The sequence below is a fragment of the Pseudomonas sp. Irchel 3E19 genome (assembly GCF_900187585.1).
Lineage (GTDB): Bacteria > Pseudomonadota > Gammaproteobacteria > Pseudomonadales > Pseudomonadaceae > Aquipseudomonas > Aquipseudomonas baetica.
The window spans coordinates 1-15,668 of the sequence record NZ_FYDT01000001.1; the positions used below are offsets into that span (position 1 = coordinate 1).

The window sequence follows — 15,668 nt, forward strand, 5'->3', positions numbered from 1 at the left end:
CCAAAGGTAAGCGTCGCCTGCGCAAAGTGGCTACACCGGCCTGCTCCAATGCCTGTTCGACCAGAGATGGATCAAGCAACGAGTCCAACCCTTCGAGGGAGTTGGGAGTCGAGACGAAGTTGTGGGTGAGTTCCAGTGCCCGAGCCAGACGCATAAAAAAATCCGATGCCTATTCAGGCATCGGATTTTGATTTCTTGCGGCCAAAGGTCAAGCAAAAGGGCTTAACTGATCGGCATTAGCCCGTAGGCTGCTTTTTTGTTCGCGGCATTCCCACGCAGAGCGTGTGAACGATGCTTAGCGCAGGATTACCGGCGCGGTATCACGCGGCAGATTGTTGCGTTGCGGCGCTTCGCGCGGCTGCTCGTAACTGCCACCACCGAGCTGCTGGCTCAGCTGCCCGGCGACGTCCTCACCCAGCGCCTTCGACACCTCGCGCACCACCCGTGGGCGGTTCAGCGAGATCTTGATGTCACGGCCGTTCACCAGTTTGGTGTCCTGCGCTTCACCCATCGCCGTGAAGGCCGACGTGATTTCGAAGGTCTTGGTGTTGATCAGGCTGAAATCCGCCACCAGCGTCAGGCCCAGCACCGCCGAATAGCTGTCGGTGTGCGCCAGGTCGTTCACGTCTTGGGTGAAGTCGATGTCTGACACGGTGCCGAACAGCACATAGTCGGCGCCCTTGAAGTTGCCGGCCTTGATGCGCTTGATCACGTCGTAGACATCACCCTTGGACGACGCGGTGTACGGCGTGCCTTGCACCAGCTGGAACATGCCGGTGCGCAGAATTTCACCCTTGATGTCGCCGGTGAATTTGCGCAGTTCGCCCTGTTCGATGTAACTGGTGGTGGCTTCGATCTCGTTGTAGCTCGAAGAACCGCTGGCGCTGTAGTAACTCTCGCGGTGGTTGCTCTGCGCCGAAACGATGTGGATGTATTGCTCCACACGCTCCTGATACGCCAGATCCGTCACCGCGACTTTCGGGGCCGCTTGCGCGCCAAACGCGCAAGCCAGGGCCATCATGCCAATCCATGCACGCATCGATTAACGCTCCGTGGTTTTGCGGATCTCTTTTTCGTCCATCCACTCGGCCAGACCGCTTTCGACGTCGATCAATTGCAGGCTGAATTTGTAGAAGACGTCTTTGTAATCGCTGCTGCGCTTGACGATCGAGCTGATCGAGCCTTCGATGCGGTACTTGGCAGCCACCATGTTGCCGGTCTTGGCCACGGTGCTCTTCTTGTACAGACCGCTCTGGTTTTGCAGCTTGAGCTGGTCAACCTGGCTTTGCATCGCGTTGTTGTCGCTGGCGAAGCGGGCAACACCGGTTTTCATCAGCTGAGTCTTGATGCTGGTGGTGATTTCGCGGGTATCGATGTACTCGCTGGTCTTGTTCTTCACGTCGTAGACCTGAACCACCGGGCGGCCCTGCAGAATGCCGGACTGGGCCAGGGAGCGGGTCATCGACTCGGCGATCATTTGCAGGTCGGTCGAACCGAATTCGTTGGTGACGGTTTCAACGGCCTTGGTGTCGCCGTAGCTGATGTTCTTGCTGCCCAGGGTCGGCGAGGTGTTGGCGCAACCGGAAGCCAGCAGGGCGATAACGGCGATGCAGGAAAAACGTACAAACATGACAGTGCTCTCTAAAACAGGAATAGGGTGGCAGGCTTACGGCGTCTTGATTTCCAGACGGAAATCCACGGCTTTCGGCGTCGGGGCGATAGCCTGGATGAAGCTGGTCTGCGCGCCGTACATCATCTGGCTTTTCCAGACTTCTTCTTCCGCGACCGGGAAGCCTTCCGGGCCGAGCCAGGCGAAGCGGTAGTAGAAAATCTTGTTGCTGTTGAGGGTGTTGCTCAACTGCACGTTGACCGTCATGAAGCCGTTTTCGCGAGCGACGCGCATGGCGCCGACGACGATGTGTTTTTGCGGGCCCATGGCCACGACTTTGCTCGCGGCGCTGCCCGGCTCAGGTGGTGGCGGGGTGGCGCAGCCGCTGGCCAACAAGGCGAGGGCGGCGACGGCGATGAGTTTGAAGCGCATGCAAAGACTCCGTTCTTAAGGTTGTTTGAGGCTGGCGACGTTGGTCGCAGCGGCGCTCGGGATCACGTGGGCGGCGAGACCGCCAGCAAACACCTGATTGCCCACGGCACGCAGGCTGATCACCTGATAACGCTGATCGACGGTGACCTTGACCACCGAACCGCCCACGGCGCTCGGCAGGGTGACTTGGTGTTCACCTTTCTTCAAGCGCAGACGCACCACCTGGGTGTTGTCCGGCAGGGTACGCCACGTACGGGTATCGGCACCTTCGAGCACAGCTGAAGAGATACCCACGGCCAGACCGGCCAGTGGGTTGGTTTCGTTAATCTGCTTCTGCGCCACGCCTTTGCTGATCGCGCGCACGGTGGTGCGCAAGATAATCCCCGGCATGTCGTCGCGCAGGGCGCGGCGGGACATGGCAGTGGTGCTGTTGAGGGCGGTCAGATTGACTTGCTGGCCGTCGACACCGATCTGCGCGAACGGCGCGGTGGAGGTGTCCGGCTTGATGATCGGGAACGACAGCGGGGTGATCACCACGTTGTTGGAGATCGGCAATGGCAACGGTACGCGGATCGAATCGCGCGACGGCGCCAGGCCGCTTTGCACCACGATCAGGATGTCGCTGTCATCGCTCTTGGTCGGCTTGTCGAGGTTGACCAGCGCCTGTTCCAGCAGCGGCGTGTTCGGGCGCAGTTCGGCGGCCTTGCGGTAGCCCGGTGCAGCCAGATCTTTTTCGCCGAGGGCTTCATAGACGAAACCGGCCAGGTAATGGCTGAACGCACTCTGGTAGCTGTTCTTCAGACCGACCACTTCCGGCGCGTCGAGGCTGGCGACCGGATAACCCTGCAGGTCTTTGTACTGAGTCTTGATGCCTTCTTTCTCGGCCTCTTCCTCGCTCTTGAGGTACTCCTTGTCGCGCAGGTCGGCAATCACCGCTTCACGTTCGTGAGTCTTCTTGATCGCCGTGCGCGCGCCGTCGAAGTCGTTGACCGCCAGCAAATTGAGGGCCATCTGCGTGGTCAGCATGACCTTTTCGTAGTCGTAGCCTTCGTAGCGACGGACTTTGTCGTTAACGATGAAGCTACCGAACTGGGCCAGGTACTTGCCGGTGTCGAGTTTGACCGCATCTTCCCACTGACCGACCACCTGGTCGGCGCTGGTCCAGGCGTTCTGGCTGCCAGACAGGTCGCCCTTGGCGCGCAGCAGTTCACCTTTCTCGAAGTAATAGAGCAGGTCTTTGTCGGGGCCGGTGTTGTTCTTTTCCAGCAGGGTCAGCGCGGCATCGACGTTGCCGGAAGCCAGTTGCTGGTTGGTCTGGGCCAATTCGGAATCGTAGTTGCGAAACGCCGAACAACCGGACAGCAGAGTGACGGCGCTGAGCGCAATCAGAGTGGGGGCGCGGAATGCCATGGGGGGTACTTCTTCCCTGGAGTAACTACAGCCGCGGATGCTGGTCGGGCTGGTGTGACCCATCGACAGTGGCGCTGGCCCCCTGCCAATTCCTCATAACCAGAGGAGCTTTTATGCCGCATCGCGATAGCGAGGGCGCGGCATTATAAGCGGCTGTTGATGGCTATGTAATAGCTTTTTAATTGCACCAGTTAGTTAGGTGCCATTATGGCCCGGGACTGCCAACGGCAGCAGGCTCTGATACTTCGGGTAGCACCAGCGCAGACCCCACGTAGTGGTTCATGCCCATGAATACCCGCAGGTTGAACACCTGATGGTTCTGGTCGACACGCACGGTGAACCCGTCCGCTGCACGCAAGTATGGGAAGCTCACGCGATGCAGGCCTTTTTTCAGGCGAAGCCGGGCGACCAGGGTTTTGTCCGGCAGGGTGCGCCAGGTGCGCGTATCCGCTTCTTCGAAAGGATCGTGTTCAGTAACCACCAGCGAAGCCTTGGCCGGATCGCGTTCATTCTTTTGAGCCTGACTGATGGCGGCCATGTTGGCGCGGAACATGGCGCGCGAGATGATCGCCGGCATGTCATCGCGCAAGGTGCGCATGGCCATGTCAGTAACGCTGTTGATCATCGTCAACGGGTATTGTTTTCCGTCGACGAGCACACTCGGTACAGGCGGTGTGAGGGTGTCGGGCACCATCACCGGAAACGAGATCGGCGCGACAATCGTCAGGTTTTCGTTCAGCCGCACCGGGATGGGTACTTGCACCGAACTGCGCGCCGGAGCAAAACCGGCCTGGACAACGACCAGGACTTCGCTTTCATCGGCGGCGGGCGCCGGCTTGTCCAGATTGCGCAAGGCTTTCTCGAGAAACGGTACGCCCGGGCGCAACTCAATGGCCTGGCGATAACCCGGTGCCGCGAGCGTGCGTTCGCCCAAAGCCTCATAGGTGAAACCTGCCAGGTAATGGCTGAACGCACTCTGGTAGCCGTTCTTCAGTTCAATCACTTGCGGGGCGTCGAGGACGGTGACCGGATAGCCTTGCAGATCCTTGTAGTGCAGGGTGACTCCCTGACTTTTGGCCTGCTCTTCAGCCTCTTCGTATTGTCGCTCCCGCTGGCGGGCAATCAGGGTTTCGCGCTCGTGGGTCTTCTTGATGTCGGCACGAGCACCGTCGAAATCGCTTTCCGCCAGTTGGTTGAGGGCCATCTCTGTGGTCAGCATGACTTTTTCGTAGTCGTAACCTTCGTAGCGCAACAGCTTGTCGTTGACCAGCATGGTGCCCATTTCATTGCCGAACCGGGCCAGCAGCTTCATGCCTGCGGAGGGATCGGCTTCTTCGCGCTGGACAATCATCCGGTCAGCCGTGCGCCAGGCTTCCTGACTTTTTGGCAGGGCCGTGCCGGCACTGAGAATGGCGCCTCTTTCCAGGTAATACAGCAGATCCTTGTCTTCCCAGGGATTATTCAGCTCCATCAGATAGAGCGCTTCGTTGAGGTTGCCCGCCGCCATCTGATCGATGGTCTGCTGCATCTCTGCATCGTAATCGCGGTAAGCGGCGCAACCGCTCACCTGAATGATGGCGCTGAACAAGATGCAAAACGGCAGGCAACGGCGCATGGAGTCAGGTTCTTCCTTGAACGGCAAGGGCGGGAGGTGAGGCAGTATAGGGGCTGTTTGTCTCGGCATGTCGCCTTCACGGTGCGGGCGTTCGTCCAGTTCATGCAGGGACACTACCGAGCATCGGCGGCACCTTTACACTGAAAAAACGACCGTCGCGCTGACAAAGCTTGAGGGAATCTCACTGGAAGTGAACAATGTGTTACTTCGTATTACCAATTGAGATTCGTTCATGACTGCGCCGTCCCGTTTTCTGGCCTGGCTGTTGTTCCCGTTGTGCGCCCTGAGTTGCTCGAACCTGCTGGCCGATGCGGTGGAAGGCGCGCCGCAAGCGCTGCACATGCTCGATTACATCAGTGCCGACTACCCGCCGACTGTGGAAGCGGGCAAGGTCGTCGACGACTCCGAATACCGCGAGCAACTGGAGTTCATTCAGGTGTTGCAGGGGCTGATCGCGGATTTGCCAGCCAAACCGGAAAAGGCCGGACTGGAGCAGGGCGTGGTCGCCTTGCGCACGGCGGTCACCGCCCGACAGGACGGCGCGGAAGTTGCCCGTCAGGCCCGGCAACTGGGGGCGAAACTGGCTGTGGCCTATGAAGTCAGCCAGGCGCCGATCATCACCCCGGATCCGGCGCGAGCCGCGCCACTCTTCGCCCAGCACTGCTCGGTGTGCCACGGTGACACGGGCGCTGGCGATGGCCCGGCCGGCGTCGGCCTGACGCCGCCACCTGCCAACCTGCGCGATGCTGCGCGTCTGGATCACCTGAGCCTCTACGCGATCTACAGCACCCTCGGTCAAGGCGTCGAAGGCACCGACATGCCGTCCTTTGCCGATCAACTGGATGATCGCCAGCGTTGGGACATGGCCACTTATGTCGCCGGGCTCAGCGCCGATGCCTCGGCCGCCAAGTCCGAGCAGACTTACAACATCGCCGATCTGGCCCGCCAGACCCCGGCCGAAGTTCAAATGGCCGAAGGCGCGCAAGCTGCCGCGACGTTCCGCGCCCAGCGTGCGCAACCGCCGCAGGTCAAGCGCGGCCCGGCGCAGTTGCTCGACTACACCGCCGCGACCCTGGACAAGAGCCTCGCGGCCTACCGTGCAGGCGAACACGATCAGGCCTACGACCTGTCGGTGGCGGCGTATCTGGAAGGCTTTGAACTGGTAGAGAGCTCGCTGGATAACGTCGACGCCAATGTGCGCAAAGACACGGAAAAATCCCTGATGGCTTATCGGCAGTCGTTGCAGGACGGCTTACCGGTGGCCCAGGCCGAGCAGCGTCTGGAGGCCGCGAAAGGCAAACTCAAGGAATCCGCCGGTCTGCTCGGCAGTGATGGCTTGAGCTGGTCGCTGAGCTTTATCTCCGGTCTGCTGATTCTGCTGCGCGAAGGCCTGGAAGCGATTCTGGTGCTGGCGGCGATCCTCGCGTTCCTGCGCAACACCGGTCAGCAATCGGCGGTGCGCAGCGTCAACGTCGGTTGGGGTTTGGCGCTGCTGGCCGGCCTGGCGACCTGGGCGCTGGCGGCGTATGTGATCGATGTCAGCGGTTCGCAGCGTGAACTGCTTGAAGGCGCTACGGCGCTGTTCGCCAGTGTGATGGTGTTGTGGCTCGGTGTGTGGATGCACGATCGTCGCCACGCAGCGGCCTGGCAGGATTACATCAAGAGCAGTCTGGTCGGCGGTGGCGGGCGTTTTGGCTTTGCGATCCTGGCGTTTTTCTCGGTGTATCGCGAACTGTTCGAAGTGATCCTGTTCTACGAAACCCTGTGGTTGCAGGCCGGTCCAGCCGGACACAACGCGGTGCTGGCAGGCGGCGCGACGGCGCTGGTGCTGCTGGTCGGTCTGGCGTGGGTCATCCTGCGCGGTTCGGCGAAACTGCCGCTGACGCTGTTCTTCAGCATCAATGCCGCGCTGTTGTGTGCGCTGTCGGTGGTGTTTGCCGGGCATGGCGTGAAGGCGTTGCAGGAAGCCGGGATCTTCGGCACGCGGCCGGTGGCGTTCTTTGATTTCGACTGGCTGGGCATTCATGCCGATGCCTATTCGCTGACGGCGCAGGCAGTGGCGATTGTGGCGATCATCGTGCTGTATAGCCGTAGTCGGTTGGCTGAGAAGAAGCGGGTCGCGGCTTAAAGGCATTCGCTGCGCTCATAATCGCGAGCAGGCTCGCTCCCACATGGATGGCTATATCCTGTGGGAGCGAGCCTGCTCGCGAATTTTTTGGAGGTTGAAAATGCGTGTATGGATCGATGCCGACGCCTGCCCACGGGCGGCGAAGGATCTGGTGGTGAAATTCGCGCTCAAGCGCCAGTTCGAAGTGGTGCTGGTGGCCGGGCAGCCGCAGACCAAACCGGGGCTGGCCATCGTCAAACTGATCGTGGTGCCGAGCGGCCCGGATGCGGCGGACGATTATCTGGTCGAGCACGCGGTGCCCGGTGAACTGGTGATCTGCAGCGATATTCCGCTGGCCGATCGGCTGGTGAAAAAGGGCGTGTCGGCGCTGGATCCGCGAGGCAAAGAGTTCGACGCGCAGAACATGGGCGAGCGCCTGGCGGTGCGCAACCTGTTCACCGACCTGCGTGAGCAGGGCCAGATGAGCGGCGGCCCGGCGCCATTTGGTGATCGCGAGAAGCAGGCGTTTGCCAATGCGCTGGACCGGATCCTCACACGGCTGACCCGTAAACCCTGAAAATTACAAAAAGCCCTTGTGGGAGCGGGCTTGCTCGCGAAGGCGGTGTGTCAGTCAACGAAGAGTTGTCTGACCTGACGTCTTCGCGAGCAAGCCCGCTCCCACATTGGTTTTGTATTCGGCCAGGAAATCAGGCGTCGTTTTCGTGGGTCAGTTCGAGGACGCGGTCGACCAGTTTATTGATCCCCGAAGCCGCTTCACTGATGTTTTGCGCCAGCATGTAAGCCGGAGTCGTCACCAGTTTGCGCGCCTTGTCTTCGACGATGTCGCTGACCGCGCAGTCTTCGTGGGTGGCGCCCATCTTGTTCATCGCCGTGGCGGTGTCGGCATCGTTGCCGATGGTGCAGATCACGCCCGGGCCGTAGATCTTCGCCGCGAGTGCCGGCGAGATGCAGATCAGTCCCACCGGTTTGCCCGCCTCGGCAAAGGCCTCGGCCAAGGCCAGAACATCTGGCTGCACGGTGCAGCCGGCGCCTTCTATGGCGAAGTTCGAGAGGTTCTTCGCCGCGCCAAAACCACCCGGCACGATCAGCGCATCGAAGTCTTCGACGTCGGCGTCGCGGATGTCCTTGATGTTGCCGCGGGCAATGCGCGCCGATTCCACCAGCACGTTGCGCGACTCGGGCATTTCTTCGCCGGTCAGGTGATTGATCACGTGCAATTGTGCGATGTTCGGGGCGAAGCACTGTACCTGCGCACCGCGTTGATCAAGGCGGAGCAGGGTGATGACGCTTTCCTGGATTTCGGCGCCGTCGTACACGCCACTGCCGGACAGGATCACTGCAACTTTTTTGCTCATGGGTTTCTCTCCAGATTCATGGCGCTAAATGTCCACTAAATTGTCGCGCGTTGCCATAGGGTAAATTCGCCGCCAGGCCTACGATCTGCTGCATGGGACAGGCCTGGGGCACGTCATGAACTTCATTCTGTATGCGGTGCCGTTTTTCTTCGTTCTGATCGTCGTCGAACTGATCGCCGACCGTTGGCGCGGGGTCAGCCACTATCGCCTGGCCGATGCGGTGAACAGCATCAGCACCGGCGTACTGTCGACGACTACCGGGCTGCTGACCAAAGGCGTCGGGCTGGTGACCTATGCCTTTGCCCTGGAACATCTCGCGTTGCTCAGGCTGCCGGCGCAAAGCCTCTGGGTCTGGGTGTTTGCCTTCGTCCTCTATGACTTCTGCTACTACTGGCTGCACCGCATGGGTCATGAGCGCAACATCCTTTGGGCGGCGCATTCGGTGCACCACCAGAGCGAGGACTACAACCTCTCGACGGCGTTGCGCCAGACCAGCACCGGTTTTCTGCTGAGCTGGATCTTCTACCTGCCGATGGCGGTGCTCGGCGTGCCGCTGCTGGTGTTCGTCAGCGTTGCGGCGCTGAATCTGCTTTATCAATTCTGGGTGCACACCCAACACATCCCCAAGCTTGGCTGGTTCGAGTGGTTCTTTGTCACGCCGTCCAATCATCGGGCTCACCATGCACAGAACGCTCTCTACATGGATCGCAATTACGGCGGGGTGTTCATTATTTGGGATCGGCTGTTCGCTACGTTCCAGGAAGAGGACGACAACGAACCAGTGATTTTCGGCGTGACCACGCCACTGGCGAGCTGGAATCCGCTGTGGGCCAGCCTGCAGTTTTATGCGCAGCTATGGGACGACGCACGCCGTGCGCAAAGCAAATGGGACAAGCTGCGGATCTGGTTCATGCGCACCGGTTGGCGGCCGGCAGACGTCGCCGCGAAGCACCCGATGAACAAGCCGGACCTGAGCCGGTTCCGCAAGTTCGAAGTAGTGCTCGATAGTCGTCAGCAGTGGTATGTCGCGGCGCAGTTCTGCGTATACATCGCGCTGGGCAGCTATCTGATGAATCTGGAGCAGAGTCTGCCGACCGCCGCGCTGGTGCTCGGCTGGAGTGCGGTGGCGTTCGGTCTGTTTGCGTTGGGCGTAACCCTGGAGAATCGCCCTTGGGCGCTGAAGGTGGAACTGCTGCGGCTGGCATCGAATGTGCCACTGGTGTGGCTGGCGCCGGTGGTCGGGCTATGGCCGGCCAGCCCGGTGGCATGGGCTGGCTTGCTCGGTTACAGCCTGCTCAGTGGTATCGGGCTGTATGGCGTTCGCCAGCGAATTACTCGTTTGGCGTCTTAGGGGCGACGACGACTTTGGCCTGTTCGGCCTGATGTAACTGCGCAGCTTTTGCGGCTTGCTCATCGGCGTAGACCTGCTTCGCCAGACGCGCATTCTTGAAGCGGCGGCGCAGCCACAGGCCAACGCCCAGTACCAGCAGTGCGCCGAGCACCCATAGCTCGTATTTCTTGATGCTGCCGAGCATGCCTTCCAGCACCGCGCCGAAATGGTAAGCGGCAGCGGCCAGCGCAGTGGCCCAGATCGCGGCGCCAATGCCGTTCAGCAGCAGGTAACGTCCCGGTGGATAACCCGACAGGCCGATCGCCACCGGCATTACCGTGCGCAAGCCATACACGAAGCGGAAGCTCAGGACCCAGATGTCCGGATGCTTGCGAATGTGCTCCAGTGCCCGGTCGCCCATTAGTTGCCAGCGCGGTTTGCGTGCGAGCAATTTGCGCCCGTGCTTGCGCCCCATGAAGTACCACAACTGATCGCCGGCATAGCTGCCGAAGAACGCCACGACCACCACCAGGTTGATATCCATGTATCCACGAAACGCGAGGAAGCCCGCGAGCACCAGGATGGTTTCGCCTTCGAAGAACGTGCCGAGGAACAAGGCAAAGTAGCCGAAGTCATGCAGAAATTGTTGGAGCATTGTCTGGGTGCTGGCGAAATGAACGCGCAGCCTAACCCTTCGGACACATTCATGAAAGTGTCGAAATGTGTCTCGACGTGAACAATTCCTACACTGAGAATGGAATGCGGCTACGTGACACAGGTCTCACACAACTGTCATCTGTTGGTCATAATGGCCGTCTATAACTGTCACGCTCGCCCGTTTGCGCGGGCTCAGGAGTCCGCCGTGAGCTTTACCCCCGCCAACCGTCTGTTCCCTGCCACGCGCCTGCGCCGCAATCGTCGTGACGATTTTTCGCGCCGTCTGGTGCGGGAAAATGTGCTGACAGTCGATGACCTGATCCTGCCGGTATTCGTGCTCGACGGTGAAAACCGCCGCGAAGCTGTTGCTTCGATGCCCGGTGTAGAGCGCTTGACTATCGATCTGCTGCTTGAAGAAGCGGCGCACTGGGTCGAGCTGGGGATTCCGGCATTGGCGCTGTTCCCGGTCACTCCCGCAGAACGCAAATCCCTCGACGCCGCCGAGGCCTGGAACCCTGAAGGCATCGCCCAGCGCGCCACTCGCGCCCTGCGTGAGCGCTTCCCGGAGCTGGGCGTCATCACCGACGTCGCGCTCGACCCGTTCACCACCCACGGTCAGGACGGCATTCTCGACGAAGATGGCTACGTGCAGAACGACATCACCGTCGACGCACTCGTCCGCCAGGCGCTGTCCCACGCCGAGGCTGGCGCTCAGGTCGTTGCCCCGTCGGACATGATGGACGGGCGCATTCAGGCGATCCGCGAAGCGCTGGAAATCGCCGGTCACGTCAATGTGCGGATCATGGCCTACTCGGCCAAGTACGCCAGCGCCTATTACGGGCCGTTCCGCGATGCGGTGGGTTCGGCTTCGAACCTGGGCAAGGCGAACAAGGCTTCTTATCAGATGGACCCGGCCAACAGCGATGAAGCGCTGCACGAAGTCGGCGCCGACTTGTCTGAAGGCGCTGACATGGTCATGGTCAAACCCGGCATGCCGTATCTGGACATTCTTTTCCGGGTAAAAGATGCCTTCAAGGTGCCGACCTTCGTCTATCAGGTTAGCGGCGAATACGCCATGCACATGGCGGCGATCCAGAATGGCTGGTTGAGCGAGGCGGTGATTCTCGAATCACTGACCGCCTTTAAACGTGCCGGCGCTGATGGCATCCTGACTTACTTTGCTGTCCGCGCCGCTCAATTGTTACGAGAGCAGAAATAGCCCTCCCAGGAACATTCAATGAATACCGAAGGACTCACTGAAGTTGCAGTAAAAGAAGCTCAGCCGGTGGTGGAACAAATCACCGAAACCCCGCCGGAACTGGAGCCTGCGCCACCTGCGCCGGTCACCGAACCTGCTGCGGCGGCGCCGGTGATTGCGATTCCGGGCCTGGATGACAGCAGCCTGTACATCCATCGCGAGCTCTCGCAACTGCAGTTCAACATCCGCGTGCTGGAACAGGCGCTGGACGAGTCCTATCCGTTGCTGGAGCGGTTGAAGTTCCTGCTGATCTTCTCCAGCAACCTCGACGAATTCTTCGAGATCCGCGTCGCCGGCCTGAAAAAGCAGATCACCTTCGCCCGTGAACAAGCCGGTGCCGATGGCCTGCAACCGCATCAAGCCTTGGCGCGGATCAGCGAACTGGTCCACGGTCACGTTGATCGCCAGTACGCGATCCTCAACGATATCCTGCTGCCAGAGCTGGAAAAGCATCAGGTGCGTTTCATCCGTCGCCGTAACTGGACGACCAAGCTCAAGACCTGGGTGCGCCGTTACTTCCGCGACGAGATCGCGCCGATCATCACCCCGATCGGCCTCGACCCGACGCACCCGTTCCCGTTGCTGGTGAACAAGAGCCTGAACTTCATCGTCGAGCTCGAAGGCATCGACGCCTTCGGTCGTGACTCCGGTCTGGCGATCATCCCGGCGCCGCGTCTGCTGCCACGCATCATCAAGGTGCCGGAAGAAGTCGGCGGCGCTGGCGACAACTATGTGTTCCTGTCGTCGATGATCCACGCTCACGCTGATGACCTGTTTCAGGGCATGAAGGTCAAGGGCTGCTACCAGTTCCGTCTGACCCGAAACGCCGACCTGGCGCTCGATTCCGAAGACGTCGAAGACTTGGCCCGCGCCCTGCGTGGCGAGTTGTTCTCGCGTCGTTACGGTGACGCGGTGCGTCTGGAAGTCGCCGACACCTGCCCGAAACACCTGTCTGACTACCTGCTCAAGCAGTTCAACCTGAGCGAGACCGAGCTGTATCAGGTCAACGGCCCGGTCAACCTGACGCGTCTGTTCAGCATCACCGGTCTGGACAGTCATCCGGAGCTGCAATACACGCCGTTCACCCCGCAGATCCCGAAACTGCTGCAAAACAGCGAGAACATTTTCAGCGTGGTCAGCAAGCAGGATATTTTGCTGCTGCACCCGTTCGAGTCGTTCACTCCGGTGGTCGATCTGCTGCGCCAGGCCGCCAAGGATCCGCATGTTCTGGCGGTGCGCCAGACCCTGTACCGCTCCGGCGCCAACTCGGAAATCGTCGATGCGCTGGTCGATGCCGCGCGCAACGGTAAGGAAGTGACTGCGGTCATCGAGCTGCGAGCGCGTTTCGACGAAGAATCCAACCTGCAACTGGCCAGCCGTCTGCAAGCGGCCGGTGCGGTGGTGATCTACGGCGTGGTCGGCTTCAAGACCCACGCCAAGATGATGCTGATCCTGCGTCGTGAGGCCGGCGAAATCGTGCGTTACGCGCACCTCGGCACCGGCAACTACCACGCCGGTAACGCCAAGCTTTACACCGACTACAGCCTGCTGACCTCCGACGACGCCTTGTGCGAAGACGTCGGCAAACTGTTCAGCCAGTTGATCGGCATGGGCAAAACGCTGCGCATGAAGAAGCTGCTGCACGCGCCGTTCACCCTGAAGAAGGGCATGCTCGACATGATTGCCCGCGAGACCCAGTTCGCCGTCGAAGGCAAACCGGCGCACATCATCGCCAAGTTCAACTCGCTGACCGATCCGAAGATCATCCGCGCGCTGTACAAGGCCAGCCAGTCGGGCGTGCGTATCGATCTGGTGGTGCGTGGCATGTGCTGCCTGCGGCCGGGCATTGCCGGGGTTTCGCACAACATCCATGTGCGTTCGATCATCGGCCGCTTCCTTGAACACACCCGGGTGTTCTACTTCCTCAACGGCGGCGAGGAGCAGATGTTCCTCTCCAGTGCCGACTGGATGGAGCGCAATCTCGACAAGCGCGTCGAGACTTGCTTCCCGGTGGAAGGCAAGAAACTGCTGACCCGGGTGAAGAAAGAGCTGGAGCTGTACCTGACCGACAACACCCACAGCTGGAGCCTGCAATCGGATGGCCGTTACATCCGCAACACGCCAACCGGCAACCAGAACCCGCGCAGTGCGCAGGCGACGTTGCTGGAGCGGTTGGGCAGCCCGATTTTGCCGGTGAGCAGCTGATCTTCAGCCCAATAAAAAAGGCGATCCCACGGGATCGCCTTTTTTGTACCTGATACACCGACCTGTGTAGGGGCTGCCGCAGGCCGCGATCTTTTGATCTGCTTTCAAAATCAAAAGATCGCGGCCTGCGGCAGCTCCTACAGGGCGATTTGCGGTGTATTAGTGGACGGTTAGAACAATGCCAACCCGCGTCAGCCAATCCGCCTCAAGCCCGAAATCCGCCTGAGTCAGTTGGTTCTCATCCAGCCAGTTTTCCGGAAATTCCACATCCAAAGTGTTGCCCTTGGCGTGCAGCACCACCTGCGGCATCGCCTGGGTGCCACGGATGTGGTGGAACAGGATCGCAAAGCGCAGCAACACACACAGGCGGATCAGCTTGTCGCCGTCCTCGCCAAAATCGGCGAATTTGTCCTTGGGAATGTTGCGGCGGTGGCCACGTACCAGCAGGGCGAGCATTTGCTGGTCTTCGCGGGAGAAGCCGGCCAGATCCGAGTGCTCGATCAGGTAGGCGCCATGCTTGTGGTAGTGATAGTGGGCGATATCGAGACCGACTTCGTGCACTTTCGCTGCCCAGCCAAGGAGTTCGCGCCAGATGCCGTCATCCAGCTCCCAGTCCGCAGCGACTTGGTCAAAGGCATGCAGGGCTTTGCGTTCAACCCGCGCGGCCTGTTCCAGATCGACGTGGTAACGCTCCATCAACGAGGTCAGGGTGCGTTCGCGCACATCTTCATGGTGATGGCGGCCGAGCAGGTCGTACAGCACGCCTTCACGCAGCGCACCGTCGCAGTGGTCCATGCGTTGCAGTTCGAGGGCGTCGAAGATGGCTTCGAGAATCGCCAGACCCGCCGGGAAAATCGTCCGGCGGTCAGGTTTGATGCCGTCGAAATCGATCTTGTCGACGTCGCCGAGCTTGAACAGTCGACGCTTGAGCCAGGCCAGGCCTTCGGCGTTCACTTCACCGGTGCCGTGGCCGCCGGCCTTCAGCGCCAGACCGATGGCGCGGATGGTGCCCGAAGAGCCGATGGCCTCATCCCAGGTCAGGCGATGCAGGGCGTGTTCGATGCTCATGATTTCCAGCCGCGCCGCGGTGTACGCCTGGGCGTAACGGGCCGGGGTGATCTTGCCGTCCTTGAAGTAGCGCTGGGTGAAGCTGACGCAGCCCATTTGCAGGCTTTCGCGCAGCAACGGCTCGAAGCGCTGGCCGATGATGAACTCGGTACTGCCGCCGCCGATGTCGGCGACCAGGCGTTTGCCCGGGGTGTCGGCGAGGGTGTGCGACACGCCCAGATAAATCAGACGGGCCTCTTCGCGGCCGGAAATGACTTCCACCGGGTGGCCGAGGATTTCTTCGGCGCGATGGATGAACTCCAGACGATTGCGCGCTTCACGCAGGGCGTTGGTGCCGACGATGCGCACCGCGCCCAGCGGCATACCGTTGATCAGTTGGGCAAAACGCTTGAGGCAATCAAGGCCACGTTGCATCGATTCTTCGTTGAGCTGGCGCGCGTCGTCGATGCCGGCGGCCAGTTGTACCTTCTCGCCGAGGCGCTCGAGAATGCGGATTTCGCCGTTCTGGGCCTTGGCCACGACCATGTGAAAGCTGTTCGAGCCCAGGTCGATTGCGGCGATCAGGGACAGATTCTTGGCTTGGGATTGCGGCATGGTCAGG

The 15,668-nt window shown here is 60.5% G+C and carries 14 protein-coding genes; 5 read left to right on the forward strand and 9 right to left on the reverse strand.

The genetic code is table 11. The annotated features are described in order from the left end of the window. From CKW18_RS00005 to CKW18_RS00030, 6 genes are all read right to left on the reverse strand, one after another. A partial coding sequence (locus CKW18_RS00005) for a transposase domain-containing protein (protein ID WP_170947191.1) occupies positions 1-154 on the reverse strand: 154 nt, incomplete at its 3' end. A 141-nt stretch (positions 155-295) separates the two neighbouring features. Then, positions 296-1,039: a penicillin-binding protein activator LpoB gene (locus CKW18_RS00010; RefSeq protein WP_095186865.1), complete on the reverse strand. Its 744-nt coding sequence runs from the start codon at positions 1,037-1,039 to the stop codon at positions 296-298. 3 nt (positions 1,040-1,042) lie between these two features. Next, the gene (lpoB, locus tag CKW18_RS00015; RefSeq protein WP_007911129.1) at positions 1,043-1,630 is read right to left on the reverse strand and encodes a penicillin-binding protein activator LpoB; all 588 of its coding nucleotides are present in this window, start codon (positions 1,628-1,630) and stop codon (positions 1,043-1,045) included. Positions 1,631-1,666: 36 nt separating this feature from the next. Then, positions 1,667-2,041: a YcfL family protein gene (locus tag CKW18_RS00020; RefSeq protein ID WP_095186866.1), complete on the reverse strand. Its 375-nt coding sequence runs from the start codon at positions 2,039-2,041 to the stop codon at positions 1,667-1,669. Positions 2,042-2,056: 15 nt separating this feature from the next. After that, positions 2,057-3,451, reverse strand: coding sequence for a COG3014 family protein (locus CKW18_RS00025; RefSeq protein WP_095186867.1), 1,395 nt, complete (start codon positions 3,449-3,451; stop codon positions 2,057-2,059). Positions 3,452-3,656: 205 nt separating this feature from the next. Next, positions 3,657-5,066, reverse strand: a complete 1,410-nt coding sequence (locus CKW18_RS00030) for a COG3014 family protein (protein WP_095186868.1) — start codon at positions 5,064-5,066, stop codon at positions 3,657-3,659. Positions 5,067-5,298: 232 nt separating this feature from the next. Between CKW18_RS00030 and CKW18_RS00035 the strand changes: the two genes are divergently transcribed. Both CKW18_RS00035 and CKW18_RS00040 read left to right on the forward strand, forming a co-directional pair. Then, the gene (locus tag CKW18_RS00035; protein ID WP_095186869.1) at positions 5,299-7,194 is read left to right on the forward strand and encodes a cytochrome c/FTR1 family iron permease; all 1,896 of its coding nucleotides are present in this window, start codon (positions 5,299-5,301) and stop codon (positions 7,192-7,194) included. Between the two features lie 100 nt (positions 7,195-7,294). Next, positions 7,295-7,750: a YaiI/YqxD family protein gene (locus CKW18_RS00040; RefSeq protein ID WP_095186870.1), complete on the forward strand. Its 456-nt coding sequence runs from the start codon at positions 7,295-7,297 to the stop codon at positions 7,748-7,750. A 130-nt stretch (positions 7,751-7,880) separates the two neighbouring features. Here CKW18_RS00040 and elbB read toward each other — a convergent pair whose 3' ends face one another. Next, positions 7,881-8,549: an isoprenoid biosynthesis glyoxalase ElbB gene (elbB, locus tag CKW18_RS00045; protein WP_095186871.1), complete on the reverse strand. Its 669-nt coding sequence runs from the start codon at positions 8,547-8,549 to the stop codon at positions 7,881-7,883. A gap of 115 nt (positions 8,550-8,664) precedes the next feature. On the opposite strand from elbB, the gene CKW18_RS00050 reads away from it, so the two are divergent. After that, positions 8,665-9,900, forward strand: coding sequence for a sterol desaturase family protein (locus CKW18_RS00050; protein WP_095186872.1), 1,236 nt, complete (start codon positions 8,665-8,667; stop codon positions 9,898-9,900). Here the strand turns inward: CKW18_RS00050 and CKW18_RS00055 are convergent. Continuing rightward, complete coding sequence (locus tag CKW18_RS00055; protein ID WP_095186873.1) at positions 9,881-10,534, reverse strand: DedA family protein; 654 nt, start codon at positions 10,532-10,534, stop codon at positions 9,881-9,883. The genes CKW18_RS00050 and CKW18_RS00055 overlap by 20 nt on opposite strands. Positions 10,535-10,741: 207 nt before the next feature. On the opposite strand from CKW18_RS00055, the gene hemB reads away from it, so the two are divergent. Both hemB and ppk1 read left to right on the forward strand, forming a co-directional pair. Beyond that, complete coding sequence (gene hemB / locus CKW18_RS00060) at positions 10,742-11,755, forward strand: porphobilinogen synthase (protein ID WP_095186874.1); 1,014 nt, start codon at positions 10,742-10,744, stop codon at positions 11,753-11,755. Between the two features lie 18 nt (positions 11,756-11,773). Next, complete coding sequence (ppk1, locus tag CKW18_RS00065; RefSeq protein ID WP_095186875.1) at positions 11,774-13,999, forward strand: polyphosphate kinase 1; 2,226 nt, start codon at positions 11,774-11,776, stop codon at positions 13,997-13,999. Positions 14,000-14,158: 159 nt separating this feature from the next. Here the strand turns inward: ppk1 and ppx are convergent, their stop codons facing one another. Then, on the reverse strand, positions 14,159-15,661 hold the full coding sequence (gene ppx / locus CKW18_RS00070; RefSeq protein WP_095186876.1) for an exopolyphosphatase: 1,503 nt from the start codon (positions 15,659-15,661) through the stop codon (positions 14,159-14,161). Positions 15,662-15,668: the final 7 nt, after the last annotated feature.